The following is a 26094-nucleotide window of genomic DNA, read 5'->3' on the forward strand; positions in this document are numbered from 1 at the left end:
ATGGTCACGCCGGCGACATCAAGCTTCCTGATCGCCGTCATCACCGGACGGACGCGCCATGCGAGGCGCACGGTTCACCTGGCTCAGCGCGCCATCTCGAAGAAAAAGTCGTCGACCACGATGCGCTGGCCTCGCGCGCCCGCGACGTCGTAGACCCATCGGCCGACCGCGAGGTCGAGCACCCCGAGCCCGAAAGGCGAGAAGATCGCGGGCTTGTCGCGGCCGATCCGGCGCTCGCCGCGCATGAGCTGGGCGAGGGTCCCGGTCACGAAGCTCCGGCCCCCGGTCAGCCGCTCCGCGAGGTGCGGCGACGTGTTCGCCTTCATCACGTGCTCGACGTCATCCACGATGTTGTAGGACCCGAGCAGGATCTCCGGCGCGAGATCGCGGAGAGAGATGTTGAGCACCAGCGGGTTGTGCGAGAACAGCGCCGGATCCAGGATGTAGGGCTCACCCGCGACCGTGGCGAGGACGATGAGGTCGCTGCCGGTGACCGCGGCCTCGAAGCTTGAAACGCAGTCGATCGCGCCGTGGCGACCCGGCTTGCACACCTGGGTCGCGAACCGCTGCGACTCCGCCTTGTCCAGATCGTGCAGCAGCACCGACCCGATCTCCCAGCCGAGCGCCAGGAGGAACGCATAGATGTACCTGGCGATGAGCCCATTGCCGATGATGCTCAGCCTGCTCACCGCGCGCTTGCCGCCGTTCATCCACTCGGCCGCCAGCGCAGCCGAGCCGGCGGTGCGGGCGGCGGAGATGATGGAGCTCTCGAGGCAGGCGAAGGGGTAGCCCGTCTCGTAGCTGTTCAGGAGGAGCGCCGCCGAGGCCCGCGGGATCCCTCGGCGAATGTTGTCGGGGTAGCTCGCGATCCACTTGATGCCCGAGACGCCGACGTCTCCCCCGAGGAACGCGGGCAGCGCGATGATGCGGTTCCGCGGCTGCTCCGGGAACCGCAGGAAATAGCTGTCCGGGTTCACGGTCTGCCCGTCCTCGTGCATCAGGTAAGCGCTCTTGACGCGCTCGACGCAGGCGGGGATGTCGGCATGGATGATCTCGTGGATCACCTTGCCCGTAATGATCGAGAAATCCATTCTAATGCGATCTCCGTTGTCTCACGCTGGCCCCGAGCCTGGCGTCGCTCCTCCGAGGCAGCGCGATCGCCGGTCAGAGAGATGTGTTGAAAGATGGTGGTCGGCCGCCTGGGCTCCGCGCTGCCTCGCTCGTCACGAGGCGCGCCAGGAGAGCCCCTTTTGACCCGATCCTCCGGGATGCGTCCTCTACGCGCCGAGCCTGGACGTCCAGGCGTCATTGAAGATGGTGTCCGCGTACGAGATGCCGCGGTCAGCGCAGACGAACAGCACCGATGGGGGGGTTGTGGAGCGCATCCTCGGGAGGAGCCTCTTCACCGCGGCGTAGCACGAGCCAGACGACCCCCCGACGAGCAGCCCATGCCGCGTGAGGAGCTCGCGGCAGGCGCGCACGGTCTCGACCTCGGAGACGAGGACGACATCGTCGATCTTCGCCTCGTCGACCAGCTTGGAGCGGACGCTGGCGCCGATACCCGCGATGTGGCGCGGCCCTGGAGCGCCTCCGAAGATGACCGAGCCCTGCGCGTCGACGGCGATGATGCGTGCGTTCGGGAACGACTCCTTCACACGCCGGGAAATACCGGCGATCGTCGCTCCTGTGCTCACGCCCACGAAGACGTAGTGAAGCTCGGAGAAGGCCGAGCAGATCTCCTCGCCCGTGAACCGGTAGTGGGCCCCGAGCGCGTCCATGTTGCCGTACTGGTTGGTCCAGTACGAATCGTGGATGCTCTCTCGCAGCTCCCGGAGCTTCTGGAGCCGCGCCTTCAAGAAGCCACCCATGTCGTCGGGCTCGGTCACCTTGACGACATTGGGGCAGAGCCTTCGCAAGAGGGACTCGTAGGCCTCCGTCGTGTTCGGATCGATCACCGGGATGAACTCGAGGCCGAGCTGGCGCGCGTAGAACGCGAGCGCGACGGCGAAGTTCCCCGAGGAGGACTCGATGAGGACGGTCTTGTCGTGGATCTCGCCCCGCTTGATGGCCTGGTGCAGGATCCAGAGCGCGGGACGATCCTTCAAGCTCCCTACCGCGTTGTGCCCCTCGAGCTTGGCGAAGAGTTTGACCCCATCGCACTCGAGGGGGAGCACGGTCGTTTGTCGAAGGGTCCCCAGGAGCGAGGTGACCTTCGTTAAGAGTTTTTCAGCCATGGGAGACTACTCTCGTGAGCTAACGTGAAGTCCATTCCACGGGGCGACCTGAGCGAACTCCGTTCCGCTGGCTGAACGGGCGGCGACTGATGGTATTTGACGATGATTGACGGTGAATGATGGAAACTGATGGCGACTGATGGCGACTGATGGCGACTGACGACGAACAACGGCTCCGAATTACGGGCCCGTCGCCCCAGCGGCGAGGAGGCGCTCGATACAGCTCTGGACCGAGAGCGCTTCACGCAAGCCAGGGAGGGCGTGCGAGCCGCCCTGCATCATCGCCGCGAGGTCGTCGAGCAGCGCCGTCCGGTTGCGCGTGAGGGCCTGCTCCGGCGTGGCGGGGCAGAGATCGACCCAGCTCGCGCCTTCCCGGATCTCGGCGTTGTACCAGTGATGGGTGCGGCCCGCTCCGCGCTCGCCGATCAGGGTGAAGGCGTTGAAATCGTCCTCTTCTCCGCCGACGCAGGCGTTCACCTCGAGGGGAATGGCCCCCGCGGTCAGCCGGGCCTGAATCGCCGTCTCCGACGCGACGCCGTCCGCCGGGAAATCGACGCGCGAGCGCTCGACGCGCAGCGCCCCGAGCAGGCGCTGCGCCAGGAACACGAAATGCGACAGCACCTCGCGGACAAAGCCGCCCTCCTGCCGGCCGACGAGCCAGCCGCTGGCGGGCTGCCACGGTCGAGGCCACGCGCGAAACGAGGCGTCGATGCGCGCCTGTTGCACCTCACCGATGCGCCCGGCGCGCAGCGCGTCCCCGAGCGCCTGCACCGGCGGCGAGACGGCGAAGCCGAAGTTGACGGCGGCGCGCACGCCGGCGCGCTCGAGCTGATCCACGGTCACCGCCGCCTCGCCGACGTCGACAGCGAGCGGCTTCTCGCACAGGATCGCCTTGCCCGCCCCTGCGGCGAGGCGCAGGTGCTCGAGGTGGGTCGCCGGCGGCGAGGCGATGTAGATCAGTTCAGCCGGAGCGGCGACCACCTCCTCGGCGGCGCCCCGCAGGCAAGCCCGGTCGAATGCCTCGATGCGCTGAGCTCCTTCGGCGGATGGGTCCCACGCGGCGACGACCTGGAAATCGGGGCGCTGCGCGAAGAGGCGAGCGATCCGCTCGCCGATCGTGCCGAAGCCGATGATTCCAACGCCGATCTTGCGCATACCCAGCCGTCCATCCTTAAATTCGACGGACTCCGGTGCGGTATACTACGGAGCTGCCTCACAGCGCAAGCGTGACCCGCGCGTCTTCGATCCTCGCACCCCGCCGTGCCGTACGATGAATGTCACGCCAACGTCATGCGGGGGTTGCGCCGCGCATCCACATCGTCCGGTTTGGGTGGAACGATGCGCTGCCATTTACCGGGCCGAGAACGGGGAGCCTCCTCGTGAGCCCACGCCTGGCTCGCATGCGACGCCAGCCGGAGCGGCAAGCCTTGTCCAGCTCCACGCCGGCTAGCGCGCTCGCGGGCGATGGCAATTGCCCTGGCTCAACAGGAGCTCAGACACGCTCTCTGCTCATGTCGGCGCGCTGTTCGCATATGCCTTTGATGAGCAAGCGCGCTCTTCGCAGGAAAGCTCCTGTCGAGTCGACCCTGCGAAGCACGCTCGACGACGGCTGAGCCCGGCATGCGTTCGATAGCCGCTGAGCCCGTCATCCCTCCGAATCTACGCGTGACCCCGCCGTGATCCATGGCGCCAACCTCATTGCTGCTGCGTTCCCCGTAGGCGCATCAGGTCATTCCTTCGTGTCGCAAGCCGAAAGGACAGGAGCCGCGCGAGCTGCGCAGATCCGCGGATGCTCATCGCTTCGTTCGCAGTAGATTCTGCCGCCGGAGGCAACCGAGGGATGACCGGAACGTCAGACGAACAGCAGACGAGCGGCCATGCGGACGGCGCTGGCCTGCAGGTGACGGCAGCGCAGCTCGCCGACGCGGCGGGCGAGGGCGTGGCGCCTCGCTTGCCGCGCGCCACGTACCGCGTGCAGCTCAACAAGGACTTTACCTTCGAGCAGGCGCGGCGCGTCGTCGCTTACCTCGACGCCCTCGGCGTCAGCGATCTCTACTCGTCGCCGTTCTTCAAGGCGCGCCCCGAGAGCATGCACGGCTACGACCTCGTGGACCACAACGCGCTCAACCCCGCGATCGGCGAGCGCGCCGACCTCGACCGGCTCACCGGCGAGCTCGCGGCGCATGGCATGGGCCTCCTGCTCGACTTCGTCCCCAACCACATGGGCGTGGGCACCTCCGACAACGCCTGGTGGAACGATGTCCTCCAGAACGGCCCGAGCTCGCTCTATGCGCCGTTCTTCGACATCGACTGGGCGCCGCTCAAGACGGAGCTCAAGCACAAGGTGCTGCTCCCCGTGCTCGGCGACCACTTCGGGCGCGTGCTCGAGCGCGGCGAGCTCAAGATCGAGTTCGACAACGGCGCGTTCATCCTCCGGTACTTCGATCACGTCTTCCCGGTGAACCCGCGGACGTACAGCATGATCATCGGGCCGCTCGTGCCAGGGCTCGTCGCCGCGCTCGGCGAGGAGCATGACGCGCTCCTCGAGCTGCAGAGCATCCTGACCGGGCTCCGCAACATGCCGCCGCGGACCGAGACACAGCGGGCCAAGGTGATCGAGCGGCGTCGGGAGAAGGAGATCCTCAAGCGGCGGCTCGCGTCGCTCGTCGCGGACTCGCCCGACGTCGCGGCGGCGGTGGCCGAGGGCGTCCTGCGCATCAACGGCAAGGCGGGCGATCCGCGGAGCTTCGACCCGATCGAGGCGCTGCTCGAGGAGCAAGCCTACCGCCTCAGCTTCTGGCGCACCGCCGCCGAGGAGATCAACTACCGCCGGTTCTTCGACATCAACGACCTCGCCGCGATCCGGATGGAGCACCGGCCGGTGTTCGCCGAGGCGCACCGCCTCGTCTTCGAGCTCTGCGAGCAGGGCCAGGTCACGGGGCTGCGCATCGACCACCCCGACGGCCTCTGGGACCCGATCGGCTACTTCGAGGATCTCCAGCAGGGCTACCTGATCGAGCGCTGCCGGCGCCGCTTCCTCGCCGAGGCCGCGGACGAGCCGGAGCAGCGGAGCTTCCTCGACCCCCGGCGCCGCCCCGAAGCCCGCTTCGCCCGGCTGGAGCCGGCCCTCCGCGCGGCCCTCTCGGAGCGCGCCGCGCGCGACGCGCTGAACGCGCGGCCGCTCTACGTCGTCGTCGAGAAGATCCTTGCGCGCGGCGAGACGCTGCCGGAAGCCTGGCCCGTCCATGGGACGAGCGGCTACGACTTCACCGCATTGGTGGGCGAGCTCTTCGTCGACGCCTCGAGCGAGGGGCAGATGACCGCGATCTACGAGCGGTTCATCGGAGACCACATGGCGTTCGAGGCGCTCGTCTACGAGAAGAAGAAGGTGATCCTCCGGACGGCCCTGGCGAGCGAGCTCAACGTGCTCACCCACGCCCTGAACCGGCTCACCGAGCGCGACCGCCGCTTCCGCGACTTCACCCTGGGCTCGCTCAACGAGGCGCTGCGCGAGGTCATCGCGTGCTTCCCGGTCTACCGCACCTACATCAACGATCGGACGCCGGCGATCTCCGATCACGACCGCGTCGCCATCGGCCGCGCCGTCGCCCTCGCGCGCCGGCAGAACCCGACGATGGAGGGCTCCATCTTCACGTTCGTGCGCTCGGTCCTCATGCTCGACGGCACGGATCTCTTCCGCGAAGAGGACCGGCACCTCTTCTGCGACTTCGTGATGAAGTTCCAGCAGCTCACCGGGCCGGTGATGGCCAAGGGGCTCGAGGACACCTCGTTCTACATCTACAACCGGCTCGTGTCGCTGAACGAGGTCGGGGGCGAGCCCGAGCGCTACGGATCGAGCGTCCTCGCGTTCCACCGCGGCAACGTGCAGCGGCACAGGGCGTGGCCGTACTCGATGCTCGCGACGTCGACGCACGACACGAAGCGGAGCGAGGACGTGCGGGCGCGCATCAGCGTGCTCTCGGAGCTGCCGTCGGCCTGGGAGGAGGCGCTCCACCGCGCCGCCGCCGCCGCCGCGCCGCTCAAGGCCGAGATCGAGGGCCGCCTCGCGCCGGACGGCAACGAGGAGTACCTCTTCTACCAGACCCTGCTCGGCAGCCTGCCGATCGAGCCGCTGCTCGGCGGCGAACGCGGCCCGCGCGCGCCCGAGGGCGACGCGCTCTCGGCGTACGCCGACCGCCTCGTGGACTACATGCGCAAGGCCACGAAGGAGGCGAAGGTCAACACGTCCTGGATCGACGCGCAGCCCGAGTACGACGCCGCCGTCGAGGCGTTCGTCCGCAAGGCGCTCGCGTCCGCGGAGGTCGTGGGCGCGCTCCTGCCGCTCGCGCGCGTGGTCGCGTACCACGGCATGTGGGGCTCGCTCTCGCAGACGCTCCTGAAGCTCACCTCGCCGGGCGTGCCCGACATCTACCAGGGCAACGAGGTGTGGGACTTCAGCCTCGTCGACCCGGACAACCGCCGCCCGGTCGATTACGCCGTGCGCGAGCGGGCGCTCGCGGAGATCCGCGCGCGCTGGCGGCCCCGCGGCGGGGGCCGCGCGCTCGCGCGCGAGCTCTGCGCCGAGGCGCGCGACGGCCGCGTCAAGCTGTTCGTCACGCACGTCGCGCTCGAGCTGCGCCGGCGCCACCCGGCGCTCTTCGGGGCCGACGGGGACTACGCGCCGCGCGCCGTGATCGGCGAGCGCGAGGCCCACGTCGTCTCCTTCGCGCGCCGCGCGCCGGACGGGCGCTCGCTCGTCGTGGTCGCGCCCCGGTTCAGCGCGCGGCTGCTCGGCGGCGCCTGCTCTCCGCCGATCGGCGCGGCGTGGGCCGGCACCTCGGTCGACGTGGAGCCCGGCCTCTACACGGATCTCTTCACCGGCGCCGAGCTCGAGGCGTCGCCGTCCGCCGCTCCGCCGCGCGACGCGACCGCGCCGCCCGAGCCCGGCGACGGCGCGGCGCTCCCGCTCGACCGCGTGCTCTCCGATTTCCCCGTCGCCCTGCTCCTGCGGGCGGCGCAGCGAGGCCAGTGACATGAAGGCGAAGCGCACGATGGGCGCGTGGCTCGAGGGCGGCGCGGTCCGCTTCCGCGTCTGGGCGCCCGACCACGATCGGATCGAGATCGTCACCTACGGGGCCGACGGCCAGGAGGTCACGGGCGAGCTGCCTGCGGCCCCGACCGGCGGCGGCACCTTCGAGGCGACGGCGCCAGGCCTCGGGGCCGGCGCGCTCTACAAGGTGCGGATCGACGGCGAGGGGCCGTTCCCGGACCCGTACTCCCGCGCGCAGCCGCTCGGGGTCCACGGCCCGTCGGCGGTCGACGACCCCTCGTTCGCGTGGACCGACGCGGGGTGGCGCGGCGTCGCGCTCGAGGAGCTCGTCCTCTACGAGGTCCACGTCGGCGCGGCGACCGCGGAGGGCACGTTCGACGCGCTCATCGGGCGGCTCGCCGAGCTCCGGGAGCTCGGGATCACGGCGATCGAGCTCATGCCGGTCGCGAGCTTCCCGGGCGAGCGCGGGTGGGGGTACGACGGGGTCGACCTCTTCGCGCCGCTCGCGGCCTACGGCGGCCCGGCGGGCCTGCGCCGCCTGGTCGACGCGGCCCACGCCGCGGGGATCGGCGTGATCCTCGACTGCGTCTACAACCACTTCGGACCCGACGGGAACTACCTCCGCGCCTACGCGAGGCGCTACTTCACCGATCGGCACAAGACGCCCTGGGGCGACGCGGTGAACTACGACGGCGCGGGCGCCGAGCAGGTCCGCGCGTTCGTCCTCGAGAACGTCGAGATGTGGATCCGCGACTTCCACATCGACGGCCTCCGCCTCGACGCGACCCACGCGATCGTCGACGACTCCGAGCCCCACATCCTCCGGGAGATCGGCGAGCGCGCGCGGGCGGCCGGCGAGGGGCGGCGCGTCCTCGTGATCGCCGAGGACAGCCACAACGACGCGCGCCTCGTGACGCCCGTCTCGCAGGGCGGGCACGGCCTCGACGCGGTGTGGTCCGACGACTTCCATCACGAGCTGCGCGTCCTGTTCGCCGGAGATCGCGACGGCTACTTCGAGGATCACACGGGCACCGCGGAGGACATCGCGGCGACCATCCGCAAGGGGTGGCTCTACGAGGGGCAGATCTCGAAGCACACGGGCAAGCCGCGGGGCACGCCCGCGGATCCGGTGCCGCCGCCGCGCTTCGTCCACTGCATCCAGAACCACGATCAGATCGGCAACCGCGCCGTCGGCGATCGGCTCGGGGACAACGTGAGCCCGGCGGCCTTCCGGACGATGTCGGCGCTGCTCCTGCTCACGCCGTACACGCCGCTCCTGTTCATGGGCCAGGAGTGGAACGCGCGGACGCCGTTCCAGTACTTCACCGATCACGAGGCCGAGCTCGGCCGGCTCGTGACCGAGGGCCGCCGGCGCGAGTTCCAGTACTTCGCGGCGTTCGCGGGCGCGGAGGTGCCGGATCCGCAGGATCCGCGGACGTTCCAGCGCTCGAAGCTCGACCACGCCGAGCGGCAGCGGCCCGAGCACGCCGGCGTGCTCGAGTGGTACCGCGAGCTCCTCCGCCTCCGCGCCTCGCACCCCGCGCTGCGGAGCCGCGCGCGCGGCGCCTTCTCGGCCGACGCGCTCTCGCCGGACGCGATCTGCATCGAGCGCCGTGGCGGCGGGGCCGCCGTGATCGCGCTCTGCGCGCTCCGGGGCGCGCTCTCGCTCGACCTCGGCCGCCCGGAGGCGCGGGCGCTCGCGTTCAGCGAGGAGCCGAGGTTCGGAGGCGCGGCGCGGCGGCCCCCGATCGAGCGCGGCTGGGTGGAGCTCGAGGGGCCGGCGGTCCTGATCGTCGAGGTGCCCGATGCCTCCGGGGCCCCATGCTGAAGCCCGTCACGTTCACGCCCATCGGCGTGGTGCGCACGCCGTTCTCCGATAAGGTGAGCGCGCCGCGGCAGCCCCACGCCGCGGGCAGCGCCGAGGGGACCATCGAGCTCGTGCCGGGGCTCGGGCTGGAGCACGCGCTCTCGGACATCGAGGGGTGGGACTACCTCTGGGTGGTCTTCTGGTTCCACCTCAACGAGGGCTGGCGCCCGAAGGTGCTGCCCCCGCGGAGCTCCGGCAAGCGGCGCGGCGTGCTGTCGACGCGCTCGCCGCACCGCCCGAACCCCATCGGCCTCAGCGCGGTGAGGCTCCTCGCGGTGGACGGGCTCACCCTGCGCGTCGGCGGCGTGGACATGATCGACGGCACGCCGGTGCTCGATCTGAAGCCCTACGTGCCGTACGCGGACGCCCACCCGCACGCGCGCACCGGCTGGCTCACGCCGCTCGCGGAGGAGCCGGGCGGCGGTGCGCCGGTCGACCCCGAGCCCGGCTTCGAGGTGGCGTGGTGCGCGCGCGCCGCCGAGCAGGCCGCGTGGATCGAGGAGGCGCACGGCTTCGCGCTGCGGGAGCGCGTGGACCGGGTGCTCGCGCTCGGCCCGCAGCCGCACCCCTACCGCCGGATCCGCGCCGACGGGGACGCGATGCGCCTCGCCGTGACGTCGTGGCGGGTGCGGTTCAGGGCCGAGGGGCGGCGGATCGAGGTGCTGTCGGTGGCGACGGGCTACCGCGAGAAGGAGCTCGTCGGCGGCGAGGGCCCCGAGCTCGACGCGCACCGGCGGTTCGTGGAGCGGTTCGGCCGCGGCTAGCGGACGGGCGATCGGCGATCGACCAGCGCGCCGCCTGCTCGCCAGGCACGCGCAGATCGCCTTTTATTCCGCGGATCTCGCGTGACGATTCACGCCCCTGTCGCTTGCAGCATGCGCTCGAGGCGGACAAATGCTGAGTGTGTTCATCGGGGACATCTCGGGTGATTATCGGGCCAGCGGGCTCGACGGAGACGCCTGCTGACGGTGCGGCCGCAGCGTCGTTGCAGCTCGGCCAACCAGGGGGTGAGCCCCCTTCATTGCGCGCCCTCGCCGGTTCCGTACGCGGCCTCGCCGGACGACGGCCGCGGCGACAGGGGGCAGATCGCGGGGGAGCTGCGGCTGAAGGCGGCCCTCCTGGACCGGCTCGGCGAGGCGACCCTCGCGTGGGAGCTCGGCGGATCGAGCGCCATCGTGTACTTCGGCGACGGGGCCGAGCAGCTCTACGGCTTCCCGGCGCGCGACGCCGTCGGGCGGTCGAGCCACGATCTCCTGCGCACCGCCCTGCCGGCGCCGCGCGCGCAGATCGAAGCGGCGCTCACGCGCGACGGCCTCTGGGACGGCGAGATCCGGCGCACGACCCGCGACGGCCGGGAGATCCTTGTCGAGAGCCGCCTCCGGCTCGTCGAAGGGGCGGAGCGCCGGCGGCTCGTCCTGGAGACCGGGCGCGAGAGCACCGCCAGGCGGCGCGCCGAGGAGGCCCGGCGCGACAGCGAGGCGTGCTTCCGCAACATGGCCGATCACGCGCCCGTCATGAGCTGGATGACGGGCGCCGACGGTGGCTGCAGCTACGCGAGCCGTGGCTGGCTGGACTTCTCGGGCCAGACCGAGTTGGCCGCCCTGGGCACCGGCTGGCTCGAGGCGGTGCACCCCGAGGACCGGTCGGCGGCCGAGGAGGCGTTCCAGCGAGCCCACGAGCGGCGGGACGCCTACAGGATGGATTTCCGCGTGCGCCGCCGCGATGGCGTGTACCGCTGGTGCATCGACTCGGCCGCTCCGCGGCTCGGCCCGGGCGGCGAGTTCCTCGGCTACGTCGGCTCGATCATCGACATCACCGAGCGCAAGGAGGCGGAGCTCCAGCTGCAGGAGCGGGAGGAGGGGCTGCGTCGGGCCATCATGGAGACCCCGTTCCCCATCATGATCCACGCCGAGGACGGGCATGTCGTCTGCGTCAACCGCGCGTGGACGGACATCAGCGGGTACACCCACGAGCAGATCCCCACCGTGACGGCGTGGTACGACAGGGCGTACGGGGCGACGGGGGCCGCCGTCCGCGCCAGGGTGGCGTCCCTGTTCGATCTGGAGGAGGCCTCGGACGAGAACGAGCTCACCATCATCACGGCGAGCGGCGCCAGGCGCACGTGGGTCTTCAGCGCGGCGCCGCTGGGGAAGGACGCGGCGGGCCGACGGCTCCTGGTCTCCATCGCTCACGACATCACCGAGCGAAAGCGGGCCGGCGACGCCTGGGAGGCGACGCTGAGGGAAGCGGACCAGCGCAAAGACGCTTTCCTGGCGATGCTGGCGCACGAGCTGCGCAATCCGCTCGGGCCCATCCGCAACGCGGTGGAGATCTTGCGGAACACCGGGACGGAGCAGCCGCCGCTCCTGCGGGCGTGCGGCGTGATCGAGCGGCAGGTGGCGCATATGGCCCGGCTCGTGGACGACCTGCTCGACGTGTCGCGCGTGGCGCGCGGGAGGATCCAGCTGAGGAAAGAGCGCTGCGACCTGCCCCGGCTGCTCCGGCAGACCGCGGAGGACTACCGCAGCACGCTGGAGGCGAGCGGCCTGGAGCTCCAGCTGGATCTGCCGATCGAGCCGCTCTGGGTCTCCGGCGATCCCACGCGCCTTTCGCAGGCGGTCAGCAACGTGCTGCACAACGCCAACAAGTTCACCGACGCCGGCGGTCGGGTGACGGTCGCGCTGTCGGCGACGTCGGACGGCTCCGCCGTGATCGGCGTCCGCGACACCGGCATCGGCGTGGAGCCGGCGACGCTGGCCTGCATGTTCGAGCCGTTCAGCCAGGCCGAGCACAGCCTGGACCGCAACCGGGGTGGGCTCGGGCTGGGGCTGGCGCTCGTAAAGGGTCTTGTCGAACTCCACGGCGGTACTGCATCGGCCGAGAGCGCGGGCGTCGGCCACGGGACGGAGATCGTCCTCCGCCTGCCGCTCGCGCGCGGGCCCGAGGCGTCCCCGGAGCGCGCCGCGCCGCCGCCGCGCCTCGACTCGAGGCCGGCGGACGCCGTCAGGTCGCTGCGCGTCCTGATCATCGAGGACAACGAGGACGCCGCCGAGATGCTGCAGATGTTCCTCGCGATGAACGGCCATCAGGTCGAGGTGGCCCTGTCCGGGGCCGCGGGGGTGGAAGCGGCCCGCTCGTTCCAGCCGGAGGTCATCCTGTGCGACATCGGCCTCCCCGGCGGGATGGATGGCTGCGGCGTGGCGCGGACCTTGAAGGCCTTGGAGGAGAGCGCGGACGTCGCCCCGTCGCTGATGATCGCGCTGACGGGCTATGGCCAGGAGCGGGACCAGCGCCGGGTCCGCGAGGCCGGCTTCGATATGCACTTCGTCAAGCCGATCGATCCGGGCTCGCTGCAGAGCCTCCTGGCCTCCGTGGCGACGCGGGCGTGACAGCGACGAGGGCGCGGGCGTGACGGCGACGAGGGCGCTGGTGCGCCGCCGCGCCGGCCCGGCGGCTCGATGTGGCTCGCTCGCACACAGGCGCTGGCTCGACCTTTGAAAAGGCCTCCGCCTCAGCGCGGAGGATCATGGAGCGTCGGGGAACGGGCTGGATCGATCTTCGTGGTGGGCGCCGGGGCCGCGGCGGCGCGCGGCGGCGCGCTCGCGCGGACCGCACGCCTGCGCGCGATCTGCACGGGCCCGCCGGGATCGCGCGGGTGCGCGCGGAGGTGGCCGGCCTCTTCGGAGACGCTGCGCGCGCCGCGCGCATCGAGCGCGACCTTGCGGCGATCCCCGGCGTCGTGTCCGCGCGGGCGAGCGCGCGCACCGGGCGGGTGCTCGTGCGCGTGGGGGAGGACGCGGCCGACGAGGCCGCGCTCGTGCTTGGCGCCCACGCCGTGCCAGGCGCACCGCCGCCGCCGTCCGCGCGCCGCGCCGCGCGGGCCATGGCCGAGGGCGTGGGCGCGCTCGTGCGCGCGGCGCGCCGCTATGCGCGCCCTCGCGAGGGCGCGGCGGGCGAGGGCGAGCGCCGCGCGTGGCAGGCGCGGACCTGGGGGAGCGAGGGCGCGCCGGCCGGTCAGGGTGAGGGCGCGCCGGCCGGGCAGGGTGAGGGCGCGCCAGCCGGGCAGGGCGGAGGAGAGCGCGCCCGCCGCGTCGACGTGGCGCTCTGCGCCCACGCGGAGGACGCGGGCGAGGTCGCCCGCGCGCTCGGCGTCGATCCGCGCGAGGGGCTCCGCGCCGCCGAGGCGCGCCGCCGCCTCCGCGCGGTCGGCCCGAACGAGCTCGCCGGCGTCGCGACCCGCTCGTCGATCGAGATCCTCGCCGGGCAGATCTTCACGGTGCCCACGGGGATGCTCCTCGGCGCGGCGGGCCTGTCGCTCGCGCTCGGCGACATGATCGACGCCGGCGCCGTCCTCCTCGTCGTCGGCGCGAACGCAGCGATCGGCACGTACACCGAGTCGCGCGCGGAGGAGCTCCTGCACGCGTGGGGCGACCTCCGCGTCGGGTGGGCGCGCGTCGTTCGCGACGGGCGCGAGCAGCGGCTCGCCGCGTCGGAGATCGTGCCGGGCGACGTGCTCGCGCTGCGCGCCGGCGAGCCGGTCGCGGCGGACGCGCGCGTCGTCGACGCCCACGGCCTCGCCGCCGACGAGAGCACGCTGACCGGCGAGAGCGAGCCCGCCGAGAAGTGCGCCGCGAGGGTCGACGAGGGCGCGCCGCTCGCCGACCGCCGCGGCATGGTGTACGCGGGCACCACGATCGCCTCGGGCGACGGGGCGGCGGTGGTCGTCGCGACGGGCCGCTGGACCGCGCTCGGGGACATCCAGCGCGCGCTCTCCCGCGAGTCCGAGCGCGCCCCGCCGCTCGAGCAGGAGCTCGCCTGGATTGGCCGGCGCCTCGCGACCTTCGCGCTCGCGAGCTCGTCGGCGGTGATGGTCGTCGGCCTCGCGCGCCGGAGGCCGCTCCGCGCGCTCTTGCGGAGCGCCGTCGCGCTCGGCGTCGCCGCCATCCCCGAGGGGTTCCCCACCGTGGGCACCACGGCGCTCGCGCTCGCGAGCCGCCGCCTGCGCGGCTCCGGCATCGTGATCCGCCGCCTCGCCGCGGCCGAGACGCTCGGCGCGGTGAGCGTCGTCTGCGCCGACAAGACCGGCACGCTCACCGAGAACCGGATGCAGGTGGCCGAGATCTTCCTCCCCGGCGAGGGCGCGCTGCGGGTGGAGCGCGCCGCGCGCCGGGGCGGCGGCGCGGGGCCTGGGCGCGGCATCGCGCTGATCGGCGAGGACGGGCGCGAGGTCGACGCCGCCGCCCCGCGCGTGCACGCGCTCGCGCGCATCGCCGCGCTCAACGCCGACGTCGAGCTGAGCGAGGCGGGCAAGGTCGTCCAGGGCAGCGGCACCGAGCGCGCCCTCGTGGAGTTCGCGCTCGCCGCCGGCTACCCCGTGTCGGCGCGGCGCCTCGCGGCGCGGCGCGTGAGCGAGGCGCGACGCTCGGCCGAGCGCGCGTTCATGGTGACGGTCCACGACCACCCGGAGCTCGGGCACATCGAGCTCGTGAAGGGCGCGCCCGAGCAGGTCGTCGCGCGCTGCGACGCACCGCGCGAGGGGGCCGGCGACGAGCGCGCCGAGGTGCTCCGGCACAACGACGCGATGGCCTCGCGGGGGCTGCGCGTGCTCGCGCTCGCGTGGCGGCAGAACGGCCGGCCGGACAACGACGCACCGCTCGAGTTCGCCGGCCTCGTCGGCCTCCGCGACCCGCCGCGCGCCGGCGTTCGGGAGGCGCTCGAGGCCCTCTCTGGCGCAGGCATCCGCACCCTGATGCTCACGGGCGATCAGGAGCGGACCGCGCGCGCGATCGGCGTCGAGCTCGGCATCTCGCCGGACGCCGTGCACAGCCGGGTCACCCCGGAGGCCAAGCTCGACATCGTGCGGGCGCTCCAGCAGGGCGGCGCGATCGTGGCGATGACGGGCGACGGTGTGAACGACGGGCCGGCGCTCAAGGCGGCCGACGTCGGCGTGGCCATGGGCAAGCGCGGCACGGACATCGCGCGGGCCGTGGCCGACGTGGTCCTCGCCGAGGACGATCTGCCGAGCCTCACCGAGGCGGTCTGCGAGGGGAGGCGGCTGCACGACAACGTCCGCCGGGCGATCGCCTACTTCGTCGCGACGAACGCGAGCGAGGTCCTCACGATGCTGGTCGGCGCCCTCTGCGGCGCCTCGCCGCTCACGCCGCTGCAGCTGCTCTGGATCAACCTGCTCACCGACGTGGCGCCGGCGCTCGCGCTCGCGCTCGAGCCGGCCGAGGCCGGCGTCATGCAGCGCCCCCCGCGCGACCCTGCGGCGCGGCTGCTCGGCGCGGCCGATCTTCGCGCGCTGGGCGTGGACGCGGCTGCGATGTCCGGCGCGTCGCTGTCGGCGTACGCGCTCGGCGGCCGGGCGACCGCGGGGACGAGGGCGTTCACGGCGCTGGTGATCGCGCAGCTGCTCCACATCCTGGCCTGCCGCGCCGGCGCCGGGGAGGGCGCTACGGCGGCCGCGCTCCGCGGGGACAACCCGCACGTGGCCCGCGCGCTCGCCGCCACGTCCGCGCTCCAGGCGCTCACGCTCGGCTCCAGGCCCCTCGGCCGCCTGCTCGGGGCGCAGCGCCTCCGTGCCGGGGAGCTCGCGCTCGCCGTCGCCGTGGGGGCGCTGCCAGCGCTGCTCCGCAGTCCTCTGGCGCGCTCCCCGAGCGCTGGCCGCGAGATCGTGATCGTCAACGGCAGGCGCGCGGAATCGGAATCGGAGTCGGAATCGGAATCGGAACCGGAATCGGAACCGCACGCGTCAGCAGAGGCGGAAGCGGCAGACGCGAGAGCGGAAGCGGAAACGGACCAGGGCGCAGGCGACGATGCGGGGGCGGCCGCGAGACGCAAGCAAGGCGTGCGCGCCGCGCGCGTCGCCGGGCTGCGCAAGGGAGACATGGCATCATGAAGTTCCATCCACCGTCGTTCGCCCTGGGGGTCGGCGCGGCCGTCCTCCTGATGGGCAAGAAGCAGCACCTCCGGCCGGTGGTCGTCGAGATCGCGGCGCTCGGGCTCCACCTGGGCAGGCTGGGCCTCGGCTTGCTCGAGCGCCAGCGGGAGCACGTCGAGGATCTCTTCGCCGAGGTCACGGAGCGGGTGCGCCAGAAGGCCGCGGGCGGGGCGCGCGGCGAGCGGGCCGCGCACAAGAGCAACGGCGCCTCGGAGCTCCACGGCGAGCCGTCGTCATGACGTCGCCGCCGGTCCTCGTCGTCCACGCCCTTGCGCGGCGCGTCCGCCTGCGCGCGCCGGCGCTGGCCGGCCATCGTCGGGTGTGTGAGCGGATCGCGGAGCAGCTCGCGGCCGATCCCGCCTGCGAGGTCGTCTCGATCCGTCCGATGACGGGCTCGGTGATCGTCGAGCGCTCCGTGGGCGGGCTCGATCCGGAGCGGCTCCGCGCCCGGCTCGCCGGGTTGGTCGACGGGGCGCGCGACGACGACGGCCACCCGATCGGCGCGCCGCGGCCCGAGGGGCACCCTGGCCCGACGCGCGTCGCCCGCGCGGTCGCGCACGCCTTTGCCGGGATCAACGCCGATGTGCGCGAGGCGATGGATTACCGCGCGGATCTGGGCACCATCTTGCCGGTCGTCTTCGCGGCGGCGGGGCTTGCCGAGGTCGGGGCGACGCGCAGGTTGCCTGTGCCGGCCTGGTTCAACCTGCTCTGGTGGTCGCTCCGGTGGTTCATGACGTTCAACCCCGGGGCGATCTCGGAGGAGCTGCACAGCGGCGGCGGGGCGCAGGGCCAGGCGGGCGTCACGGGCGAGGGGCCCGGCGAGGCGGGCCCGGTCTGCGACGATCTCTAGAGCGACGGTCACCCGCTTCGGATACGGGCCCACCTCGGCGTTTTCGGTGCTCAGCGCACCGGAGTGCGCTTGCGCGCCGAAAACGCCGATCTGGGCCCGTCTCCTGTGCGGGTGACCGTCGCTCTGCGCGTCGCAGAGGTGGGCGGAAACCACTGTAGAGAGGCATGTCCGCTCCGCGGACGCACCGCCGGTTGGGGCGCTCCGGGCGCGGCTGAAGGCGAGCCCATCGGCTCGGCGCGCGCGGCGGGAGCTGTCCCCGCGCGCTCGCGCGGAGGGCAGGAGAGCGTGGGACGAGGGCATTCCGCCGGCGGGGCCAGGATTCTCGACGTTCAGCTCGCCTCGGACATCGCCTTGCGATCGCGGCGTGAACGTGTCGGTGCGCTTTCGAGCTCGTGGCGCCGCCTGTTGACCCCGACGTAAAGCGGCGATGTCTCACAATGGCTCGGGAATAGATTGAACCTTGGTGCCTGGGCGCGTACCTTCTTGGTCCGGATCGTAAGCCCCGGAAGCAGAGGGGAACACGTTGATGGTGCGACTGCAATTCCCGGTGTGGCTAGGCCTGACTGTTGCATCACTCGCCGTGTTTCCGGGCTGTAGCTGTGGCAGTCCCGACGTGTCCGTGGCTGGGGCCGGGTCGGGGGGTGAGGGTCTCGGGGGTGCTGGCGGGGCCGGTGCAGGCGATCCTGTGGCTTCGGCGGGCGGGGGTGGGGCAGGTGGGCGTCCCGAGGTCGGGGAGCGGGGCATCGCCGCGGGCGAGATGGTCAGCGCGGGGAAGGTCGTGAGGAGTCCGAGCTATCGCATGGTCTTCACGCTCGGCCAGCCGACGCAGAATCAGGGAAAGACGACCTCACCGAGTTACCGCGTGCAGGGCGGTCTGGTCGGGGCGAACGGGAGCTTGCCATGAACGGGATGGGACGGCGTGTCCTCGCGATGGGTGTTCTTCTCGCCGCCTCCGTCGGCCTCGTGCGCAGCGCGGCCGCCGCCGTACCGATGCAGATCTCGCATCAGGGGCGTCTCTTCACAGCCAACGGCGAGCCGGTCAATGACGTCCTCTCGGTGACGTTCGCCATCTACGCCGCCGAGGACGACGACGAGCCGCTCTGGAGCGAGGTGATCGCGCTCTCGTTCGATGAGGGCTTTTTCTCCACGGTGCTCGACTTCACCGAGGAGCAGGCCGCGAAGGTCTTTGACGGCTCGGTTCGCTACATCGGAATCACGGTCGGGGACGATCAGGAGATGGAGCCTCGCGCTTCGATAGGGAGCGTCCCGTATGCGATGGTCGCGAACAACGCTGTTGGTGAGATCACGCCGAAGCTGGTGAAGATCGGCGGCAGGGTCGTCATCGACGAGAGCGGCAACTGGGTAGGCAACTCGAGCGGAATCGCGGGGCCCATGGGGCCGACAGGGCCCCAGGGGCCGGAGGGGCCGACGGGACCCCAGGGGCCGAAGGGGCCTGAGGGGCCGACGGGGCCGACGGGGCCCCAGGGAGCGACGGGGCCCGTGGGCGCGACAGGGCCCGAGGGGCCGACGGGGCCGACTGGCCTGCCCGGCGAGAGGGGACCGATGGGGCCCGAGGGACCGATGGGGCCCATGGGGCCGATCGGGCCGGAGGGACCGATGGGGCCCGAGGGACCGATGGGCCCCGAGGGCGCGACAGGGCCCGAGGGGCCGATGGGGCCCGAGGGACCGATGGGACCCGAGGGGCCGACGGGGCCGGAGGGACCGACGGGGCCAGTGGGCGCAACAGGGCCCCAGGGGCCGACGGGTGTGGTCGCGACGATCGCGATTGCGGGCAACGTTGCTCCCAGCTTTGATGGTGGAAGTGCCGCGTATGTCTTCGTCGGCCCCACGGGGACGGTGAACATCACCCGCAGCCAGCGTGTGACCGGATCGGCCTCTGTGCCGCTCGGGCTGCAGCCGTCCCGCGCTCCGTTCGTCGCCCCGCTCGGCCTCTGTTACGAGCGGCGCGGCGGCACCGGCGGTCCCGTCAACTTCTTCGGTGGCACCTTTGCGAGCCACTACTTCACGCCGACCCGCACGACCTACTCGGTCTCTGCCACGACGGTGCTGCCAGAGGGCGAATGGAATGTCGGCATGTGCCTCCGCAATGAGGGGACCAGCTCGATCCAGGGATCGAGCGCGTCGACCGGCAACGGCATGGTGAACGGCTGGTTCATCGTAACGAACGACTGAGGGCGAGCCCGCCGTCCGGGTTCGTGAGCCCGCCTCTGCTCTCATGAAGTCGGCCGGCCCCGTGCAGGGGTGTCCGTCGCGGAGCGCGGAGAGGGCCGCTGTTGGTTCTGCTCTCAGGAAGGCAGCCGGCCCCGTGCGGGGGTGTCCGTCGCGGAGCGCGGAGGGGACCGGTGTTTGTTCTGCTCTCGGGAAGGTGACAGGCCCCGTGCGGGAATGTCCGTCGCGGGGCCGGGCAGCTCGGCACAACCTCCCGAGCTACCCGGCGGAGCCTCTCCTCGCCGCCGCGGTGGCGCCTCAGGTCACCTGAGCGCCACCGGGCTCCGCGCGAGGTACTCGTCGTAGGACAGGGTCCGCAGATCCTCGATCCTCTTCGAGCGCATCGCCCCGATGACCGCCCGCGCGAGCTGGAGGTCCGTGATGAGCGGGATGTTCGCGTCGACCGCGCGCCGCCGGATCAGGTAGCCATCCGGACGGCCGAGCTGGTCGTACTCGCGGGGGATGTTGATCACGAGATCCACCTTCCCCTGCTCGATGGCGCTCATCGCCGTCTCCCCCTCGTCAGGCTGCTTCGCGAGGCTCGTGCACGCGAGCCCGAGCGCCCGGAGCGCCTCGGCCGTGCCCGGCGTCGCGAAGATGGGGAGCTTCAGGTGCTCGGCGATGACGCGGGCCTCGTCGGCGAACCAGTACTTGTCCTCGAGGGGCCCGAGCGAGAGCAGCACGCCTTTCTTGGGGAACCGGAAGCCGGTCGCGAGCAGCGAGTGCAGGAGCGCCTCGTGCATGTCGTCGCCGAAGCAGCCGACCTCGCCGGTGCTCGCCATCTCCACGCCGAGCATCGGATCGGCCCCCACGAGGCGCGAGAACGAGAACATCGGCGCCTTCACCCCGACGTAATCGAGGTCGAGCCCGCGGTTCTCGACCGGCTGCGACACGCCGAGCATCCTGCGCATCGCCTCCCGGACGAAGTTGTTCCCCGTGACCTTCGACACGAAGGGGAAGCTCCGCGACGCGCGCAGGTTGCACTCGATCACCTTGACCGTGTTGTGCTTGGCCAAGAACTGCATGTTGAACGGCCCGGTGATCGAGAGCGACCGCGCCACCTGCTGGGCGATCTGCTTGATCCTGCGGATCGTCGCGATGTAGAGCGACTGCGGGGGCAGGACGAGCGTCGCGTCGCCGCTGTGGACGCCGGCGTTCTCGATGTGCTCGCTGATCGCCCAGAGGATGATCTCCCCGCGATCGGCGACCGCGTCGATCTCCACCTCGCGGGCGTGGGTCTCGAACTTGGACACGACCACGGGGTAGGCGGGGGAGACGGCCTTGGCTCGGGCGAGGATGCGATCGAGCTCGTTGGGCTCGTGCGCCACGCTCATGGCCGCGCCGCTCAGCACGTAGCTCGGCCGCACGAGGACGGGGAAGCCGCCGAGCTTGTTCACGATCTCGCCCGCCTGGGCCGCGTCGACGACGTGCGCCCAGCGCGGCTGATCGATCTCCAGCCGATCGAGCAGATCGCTGAACTTCTTCCGGTCCTCGGCGGTGTCGATGCTCCCCGGGCTCGTGCCGAGGATGCGCGCCCCCGCCTCGTGCAGCCGGAGCGCCAGGTTGTTCGGCACCTGCCCGCCCATGCTGACCACGATGCCGTAGGGCTGCTCCCGCTCGTAGATGTCGAGCACCGTCTCGAAGCTGATCTCGTCGAAGACCAGCTTGTCGCACGTGTCGTAGTCGGTGCTGACCGTCTCCGGGTTGTAGTTCAGCATCATGGTCTCGTAGCCGAGCTCCGAGGCCGCGCGGATCGCGTTGACGCAGCACCAGTCGAACTCGACGCTCGATCCGATGCGGTAGGCGCCGGAGCCGAGCACCATGATCTTCTTCCGCCACGACGGCGCGACGTCGGTGGCCGACGCGTGGTAGCTCGAATAGAGGTAGTTCGTCTCGGCGGGGAACTCGGCCGCGAGCGTGTCGATCTGGGCGAGGTGCGGCACGATGCCGTGCCGCTTCCTGGCTTCCCGGATCGAGCCTCGCGGCGCGCCCGTCAGCGTGCCGATCATCCGATCGCTGAAGCCGAGCTGCTTCGCCTCCCGGAGGGTCGCCTCCTCGAGCGCGGGCTGCTGCGCGGCCGCGGCCTTGTCGGCCTGCGCGGGGACGGCGACCTTGAGCGCCTTCAGGTCCCGCTGCATCCGCACGATCGGCTCGATCTGGTTCAAGAACCACCGGTCGATCTTGGTGAGGTCGTGGATCTCGTCGACCGACATCCCCTCCTGGAGCGCGCGGGCCACGGCGAAGATCCGGAGCGGCGTCGCGTTCTTCAGCTCGTCGCGGAGGTCCTGGAAGGTGAACGCGTCGGGGTCGAGCCCCTTCACCCCGATGTCCAGCATGCGGAGCGCCTTCTGGATGACCTCGGGGAACGTCCTGCCGATGGCCATGACCTCGCCGACGCTCTTCATCTCGCTGCCGATCCGCATCGAGGCCCCGCGGAACTTGCCGAGGTCCCAGCGCGGCACCTTGCAGACGAGGTAGTCGAGCGCCGGCTCGAAGAACGCGGTCGTCCTGCGGGTGATCGCGTTGGCGATCTCCGGCATGGTGTAGCCGACGGCGATCTTCGCGGCGACGTAGGCGAGCGGGTAGCCCGTCGCCTTGCTGGCGAGGGCGCTCGACCGGGAGAGGCGCGCGTTCACCTCGATGACCCGGTAATCGGCGCTGTGCGGGTCGAGCGCGTACTGGATGTTGCACTCGCCCACGATGCCGAGGTGGCGGATCGTCTTCAGCGCGACCGAGCGGAGGAGCTGGTACTCCTCGTCGTTCAGCGTCTGCGACGGGGCGACGACGATCGACTCCCCGGTATGGATCCCCATCGGGTCGAGGTTCTCCATGTTGCAGACGGTGATGCAGTTGTCGCGCCCGTCGCGGACGACCTCGTACTCGATCTCCTTCCAGCCGCGGAGGCACTCCTCGACGAGCACCTGGGGCACGCCGCCGGCGAAGCCGCGGCGCACGGCGTCCTCGAGGTCGCGCTCGCTCTCGACGATGCCGCTGCCCTTGCCGCCGAGCGCGTAGCCGCCGCGGAGCATCACGGGGAACCCGATCTCGCGCGCCGCCGCCATGGCCTCGGCCGCGGAGCGGCAGGCGCGGCTGCGGGCCGTCTTCACGCCGATCTCGTCGAGGCGCTCGATGAAGAGCCGCCGGTCCTCGGTGTCGCGGATCGCCTTGATCGGCGTGCCGAGCACCCGCACGCCGTACTTGTCGAGGATGCCCGAGTCGTGGAGCTCGAGCCCGCAGTTGAGCGCCGTCTGCCCGCCGAAGGAGAGGGCGATCGCGTCGACCTCCTCCTTGACGATGATCCGCTCGACGAACTCCGGGGTGACCGCGCAGAGGTGGATGCGGTCGGCGAGCCCCTCGCTCGTCTGGATCGTGGCGATGTTGGGGTTCACGAGGACGGTGGCGATCCCCTCTTCCTTGAGGGCCTTGATCGCCTGCGACCCCGAGTAGTCGAACTCGCCGGCCTGACCGATCTGGAGCGCGCCGGAGCCGAGCACGAGGACGCGCCGGGGTTTCTTGGGGAGATAGGCGCCGTACATGGCTCAGCTCCTTCCTGCGGTGGGGGTGGCGCGGGGATCCGCGGCAGCGGCCCCCGCGGTCTTGAGTCGCGAATCAGAGGACCCCTTCATCGCGCCGCAGAGGCGGAGGAAGTCGTCGAACAGGTAGCTTGCGTCCTCGGGCCCGGGCGTCGCTTCGGGGTGGAACTGGACGCTGAAGAAGGGGCGGAGCCGCGAGCGGATGCCCTCGTTGGTGCCGTCGTTGATGTTGACGAACCAGGGCTCCCACTCGGCGGGCAGCGACTCGTGCTTCACCGCGTACCCGTGGTTCTGGCTCGTGACGTAACAGCGGCGGCTCAGGAGGTCCTGCACCGGCTGGTTCACGCCGCGGTGGCCGTACGGCAGCTTGAAGGTGTCGCCGCCGGCGGCCAGCGCGAGGATCTGGTTGCCGAGGCAGATACCGAAGATCGGCTTCGTGTAGGTGCCGAGCAGGCCGCGCAGCGCGGCGACCAGCTGGCCGAGGTCCTTGGGGTCGCCGGGGCCGTTGCCGATGAGGATGCCGTCGGCGCTCTCGGCGAGCTCGCCGATGGGCGCGTGGTAGGGGGCGCGGATGACGGTGACCCCGCGCCGCAGGAGCGAGCGGACGATGTTGTCCTTCGCGCCCGCGTCGATGAGGAGCACCTTCAGGGGGCCGCCCTCGTACGTGATGGGCTCGCGGGGCGAAACGAGGCGGAACACCTCCTCGCGCATGTCCACGGCCTCGGCCGAGCGCTTCACCCGCTCCAGGTCCATCTCGGCCGGGAACAGCCAGCCCTTCATCGTCCCGACCTCCCGGAGCCGCCGCGTCAGCGTGCGCGTGTCGATCCCCGTGATCGCCGGGATGCCCTCGCTGGCGAGCCAGGCGCCGAGGGAGCGGACCGCGGCGTGGTGGCTGTAGCGCTCCACGTAGCTCTGGACCACGAGCCCCTGCACCTGGATGCGGTCGGCCTCGTAGGGCCCGTCGACGCTGCCAGCTCTCCGCGGCGCGGGCACGCCGTAGCTGCCCACGAGCGGGTACGTGATCGTCAGGATCTGGCCTCTGTACGAGGGATCCGTGAGCGTCTCGACGTACCCTGTCATGCCGGTGTTGAAGACGACCTCGCCGCTCACCGCGCGCGGGGCGCCGAAGCACCGGCCCGTCATGGTCGTCCCGTCTTCGAGTACGAGCTTCATCCGATTCGCATCCATCCTCTTTGACCGCCTGGGCCGCCGCGGCGCGGACCCTTACGCAGGAGGGGCCGTGAGCGCATGCAGCGCCGTGGGCCCATGGGGTACCAGGTCCGCGCGCACGCCGCGCGGCGGGCCGGCATCATGCTCGAGGCAAGGCGTCCAAGCACCCCCGGTCGTCGGAACCGGTTTCTCCGGCGCTCCGTCGAGGTGGGGCAGGGCGCCCGGCGTCCCGTTCTTCCACATGCCGGGGACGCCCATTTGCCGTCCCCTCGCTCCACGTCAACCACGAACTTTTGGCCGAGCCTCTCTGGCCGCTTCCGGCGGGCTTTTCGTGGCCTGCCCGGAGCCCGCGCGGGTCTGCCTAGAGGGCCGGCGCGCGCTCGAGGTACGCCCGCTCGAGCACGAGCACGTCCATCTTGGTCCGGAGGAAGCAGTCGAGCGCTTCCTTTGGGGTGCAAACGATCGGCTCGCTCGCGTTGAACGAGGTGTTCAGGAGGACGGGCGTGCCCGTCTGCCGGCCGAACTCGCTGATGAGCGCGTGGTAGCGCGGGTTCTCCTGGGCGGTGACCGTCTGGAGGCGGCCCGTGCCGTCGACGTGGGTCACCGCGGGGATCTCGGCGCGGCGCTCCGGCTTGATCTTGTAGACCTTGACCATGAACGGGTCCGGCGAGGTCTGCTCGAAGTAGTCGCCGACGCGCTCGAGGGGGAGCGCCGGCGCGAAGGGGCGGAACATCTCGCGGCGCTTGATCCGCTCGTTCATCGTGTCCTTGATGTCCGGTCGCCGCGGGTCGCAGAGGATGCTGCGGTTGCCGAGCGCGCGCGGGCCGTACTCCATCCGCCCCTGGAACCAGCCGACCACCTTGCCCTCGCTGATCGCCCTGGCGACGCGGGGGATCAGGTCCTCGTCGGGGAGGGTCTCGAACGCGACCTGCTCCTTCCGGAGCAGCTCGTCGATGGTCTCCTGCGAGAAGGCCGGGCCGAAGTAGCTGTGCGTCTGGTGGAAGCCGCGCGGGTTGTCGAGCTTGTGGTGGTGGACGTAGAGCGCCGCGCCGAACGACGTGCCCGCGTCGCCGGCCGCGGGCTGGATGAAGACGTCGTCGAACAGCCCCTTCGGCCGGATCTTCCCGGCGGCCACGCTGTTGTAGGCGCAGCCGCCCGCGAGGGCGAGGCGCGGCGAGCCGGTGAGGTGCTTCGCCGTCGCGAGCAGCTCGAAGTAGACCTCCTCGAACGCCGCCTGCGTCGAGGCCGCGACCGCCATGAAGCGGTCTTCCATCCGGCTCTTCGGGCTGCGGGCGGGGCCGAGCAGGTCGATCAGGCGCTCGGAGTGGATAGGGCCGTAGCGGGGCTCGCCCTCCCAGGTCATCGCGATGCCCTTCGTGTGGTGCTGGAAGTACTCGAGCCCGAGCTCGAACGCCCCGTCCTTGACGCGCACCACCTGCCGGAGCTTGTCGAGCAGATCCGGCTGGCCGAAGGCCGACAGCCCCATGACCTTGTACTCGTCGCCGAACTTGGGGAAGCCGAGGTACTGCGTCAGGCCCGAGTAGAACAGCCCGAGCGAGTGGGGGAAGCCGACGCGCCGGAGGATCTCCAGCTTGTTGCCGCGGCCGCGCGCCCACATCGTGCTGACGAAGTCGCCGAAGGCGTCGATGGACAGGACCGCCGCCTCGTCGAAGCCCGAGGGGAAGAACGCGGAGGCGAGGTGCGCGCGGTGGTGCTCGACGCTGTGCGACGCGGCGCGGATGCGCTTCGGATCGACGCCGAGCGCTGCGCCGAGGTGCACCTTCGGGTCGCTCGCGCCGAGCGAGCCCTTGAGGAGCCCTGCCGGTGAGCGCCGCGTCAGCGCGTAGAGGAGCTTGTCGCCGAGGTGCGCCCTCGTGTCGCGGCTGATCGCGATGTGATCGATGTCCTCGACCCGCGCGCCGGCGGCGCCGAGGCAGTACTCGACCGCGAGCCGCGGGAAGCCCGCGCAGTGCTTGATCCTGCTGAACCGCTCCTCCTCCGCCGCCGCGACGAGCTGGCCGTCGACGAGCAGGGCGGCCGACGCATCGCCGTGGTAGGCGTTGATCCCGAGGATGAGCATCGCTCCGCCATCTTCCGGCGCCCCCGCGCGAGGGTCAAGGTGAGCCCTCCGCGGGAGCGCGATGTGATCGAGCGCGGGTTCGTGACGTAAATTCGCCGGCCGCGTGGCAATGCAGTGCGCAGCGGGCAATGCCGCGCG

The 26094-nt window shown here is 71.5% G+C and carries 14 protein-coding genes; 8 read left to right on the top strand and 6 right to left on the bottom strand.

Annotation, left to right across the window (positions count from 1 at the left end):
- Positions 1–83: 83 nt before the first annotated feature.
- The 3 genes from sbnB to WME79_RS13555 all read right to left on the bottom strand — a co-directional run bounded on the left by sbnB (position 84) and on the right by WME79_RS13555 (position 3389).
- A complete protein-coding gene (gene sbnB, locus WME79_RS13545; RefSeq protein WP_437535247.1) occupies positions 84–1091 on the bottom strand; it encodes a 2,3-diaminopropionate biosynthesis protein SbnB in 1008 nt (335 codons plus the stop codon).
- Positions 1092–1277: 186 nt separating this feature from the next.
- A complete protein-coding gene (gene sbnA / locus WME79_RS13550; RefSeq protein WP_437535248.1) occupies positions 1278–2234 on the bottom strand; it encodes a 2,3-diaminopropionate biosynthesis protein SbnA in 957 nt (318 codons plus the stop codon).
- A gap of 180 nt (positions 2235–2414) precedes the next feature.
- Complete coding sequence (locus tag WME79_RS13555; RefSeq protein WP_437535249.1) at positions 2415–3389, bottom strand: Gfo/Idh/MocA family protein; 975 nt, start codon at positions 3387–3389, stop codon at positions 2415–2417.
- 685 nt (positions 3390–4074) lie between these two features.
- Here WME79_RS13555 and treY point away from each other — a divergent pair.
- From treY to WME79_RS13595, 8 genes are all read left to right on the top strand, one after another.
- Positions 4075–7266, top strand: a complete 3192-nt coding sequence (treY, locus tag WME79_RS13560) for a malto-oligosyltrehalose synthase (protein WP_437535250.1) — start codon at positions 4075–4077, stop codon at positions 7264–7266.
- 1 nt (position 7267) lies between these two features.
- Entirely contained in the window at positions 7268–9112 is a 1845-nt protein-coding gene (treZ, locus tag WME79_RS13565; protein ID WP_437535251.1) for a malto-oligosyltrehalose trehalohydrolase, read from the top strand.
- Positions 9106–9915 carry a tRNA (N6-threonylcarbamoyladenosine(37)-N6)-methyltransferase TrmO gene (gene tsaA / locus WME79_RS13570; protein ID WP_437535252.1) on the top strand — a complete coding sequence of 270 codons (810 nt, stop codon included), beginning with the start codon at positions 9106–9108 and terminating at the stop codon, positions 9913–9915. The genes treZ and tsaA overlap by 7 nt, the downstream gene beginning before the upstream one ends.
- Positions 9916–10158: 243 nt before the next feature.
- Positions 10159–12540: a PAS domain S-box protein gene (locus WME79_RS13575; protein ID WP_437535253.1), complete on the top strand. Its 2382-nt coding sequence runs from the start codon at positions 10159–10161 to the stop codon at positions 12538–12540.
- 137 nt (positions 12541–12677) lie between these two features.
- Positions 12678–16052 carry an HAD-IC family P-type ATPase gene (locus WME79_RS13580; protein WP_437535254.1) on the top strand — a complete coding sequence of 1125 codons (3375 nt, stop codon included), beginning with the start codon at positions 12678–12680 and terminating at the stop codon, positions 16050–16052.
- Complete coding sequence (locus tag WME79_RS13585) at positions 16049–16333, top strand: hypothetical protein (RefSeq protein WP_437535255.1); 285 nt, start codon at positions 16049–16051, stop codon at positions 16331–16333. Before WME79_RS13580 ends, WME79_RS13585 begins: the two co-directional genes overlap by 4 nt.
- Positions 16330–16944 carry an HMA2 domain-containing protein gene (locus tag WME79_RS13590; protein ID WP_437535256.1) on the top strand — a complete coding sequence of 205 codons (615 nt, stop codon included), beginning with the start codon at positions 16330–16332 and terminating at the stop codon, positions 16942–16944. The genes WME79_RS13585 and WME79_RS13590 overlap by 4 nt, the downstream gene beginning before the upstream one ends.
- 900 nt (positions 16945–17844) lie before the next feature.
- Positions 17845–19137 carry a collagen-like protein gene (locus WME79_RS13595; protein ID WP_437535257.1) on the top strand — a complete coding sequence of 431 codons (1293 nt, stop codon included), beginning with the start codon at positions 17845–17847 and terminating at the stop codon, positions 19135–19137.
- Positions 19138–19436: 299 nt separating this feature from the next.
- Here the strand turns inward: WME79_RS13595 and carB are convergent, their stop codons facing one another.
- From carB to WME79_RS13610, 3 genes are all read right to left on the bottom strand, one after another.
- Positions 19437–22709, bottom strand: a complete 3273-nt coding sequence (carB, locus tag WME79_RS13600; protein ID WP_437535258.1) for a carbamoyl-phosphate synthase (glutamine-hydrolyzing) large subunit — start codon at positions 22707–22709, stop codon at positions 19437–19439.
- 3 nt (positions 22710–22712) lie between these two features.
- Positions 22713–23879, bottom strand: a complete 1167-nt coding sequence (carA, locus tag WME79_RS13605; RefSeq protein ID WP_437535259.1) for a glutamine-hydrolyzing carbamoyl-phosphate synthase small subunit — start codon at positions 23877–23879, stop codon at positions 22713–22715.
- A 358-nt stretch (positions 23880–24237) separates the two neighbouring features.
- The gene (locus WME79_RS13610; protein WP_437535260.1) at positions 24238–25956 is read right to left on the bottom strand and encodes a carbamoyltransferase family protein; all 1719 of its coding nucleotides are present in this window, start codon (positions 25954–25956) and stop codon (positions 24238–24240) included.
- Positions 25957–26094: the final 138 nt, after the last annotated feature.

Source organism: Sorangium sp. So ce726 (assembly GCF_051521405.1).
Classification (GTDB): Bacteria; Myxococcota_A; Polyangia; order Polyangiales; family Polyangiaceae; genus Sorangium.

Coding starts and splice junctions, on each gene's coding strand:
- WME79_RS13590 (WP_437535256.1), top strand. CDS start 16,330: ATGACGTCGCCGCCGGTCCTCGTCGTCCACGCCCTTGCGCGGCGCGTC.
- sbnA (WP_437535248.1), bottom strand. CDS start 2,234: ATGGCTGAAAAACTCTTAACGAAGGTCACCTCGCTCCTGGGGACCCTT.
- WME79_RS13585 (WP_437535255.1), top strand. CDS start 16,049: ATGAAGTTCCATCCACCGTCGTTCGCCCTGGGGGTCGGCGCGGCCGTC.
- WME79_RS13580 (WP_437535254.1), top strand. CDS start 12,678: ATGGAGCGTCGGGGAACGGGCTGGATCGATCTTCGTGGTGGGCGCCGG.
- treY (WP_437535250.1), top strand. CDS start 4,075: ATGACCGGAACGTCAGACGAACAGCAGACGAGCGGCCATGCGGACGGC.
- carA (WP_437535259.1), bottom strand. CDS start 23,879: ATGAAGCTCGTACTCGAAGACGGGACGACCATGACGGGCCGGTGCTTC.
- treZ (WP_437535251.1), top strand. CDS start 7,268: ATGAAGGCGAAGCGCACGATGGGCGCGTGGCTCGAGGGCGGCGCGGTC.
- WME79_RS13555 (WP_437535249.1), bottom strand. CDS start 3,389: ATGCGCAAGATCGGCGTTGGAATCATCGGCTTCGGCACGATCGGCGAG.
- carB (WP_437535258.1), bottom strand. CDS start 22,709: ATGTACGGCGCCTATCTCCCCAAGAAACCCCGGCGCGTCCTCGTGCTC.
- sbnB (WP_437535247.1), bottom strand. CDS start 1,091: ATGGATTTCTCGATCATTACGGGCAAGGTGATCCACGAGATCATCCAT.
- WME79_RS13595 (WP_437535257.1), top strand. CDS start 17,845: ATGAACGGGATGGGACGGCGTGTCCTCGCGATGGGTGTTCTTCTCGCC.
- tsaA (WP_437535252.1), top strand. CDS start 9,106: ATGCTGAAGCCCGTCACGTTCACGCCCATCGGCGTGGTGCGCACGCCG.
- WME79_RS13610 (WP_437535260.1), bottom strand. CDS start 25,956: ATGCTCATCCTCGGGATCAACGCCTACCACGGCGATGCGTCGGCCGCC.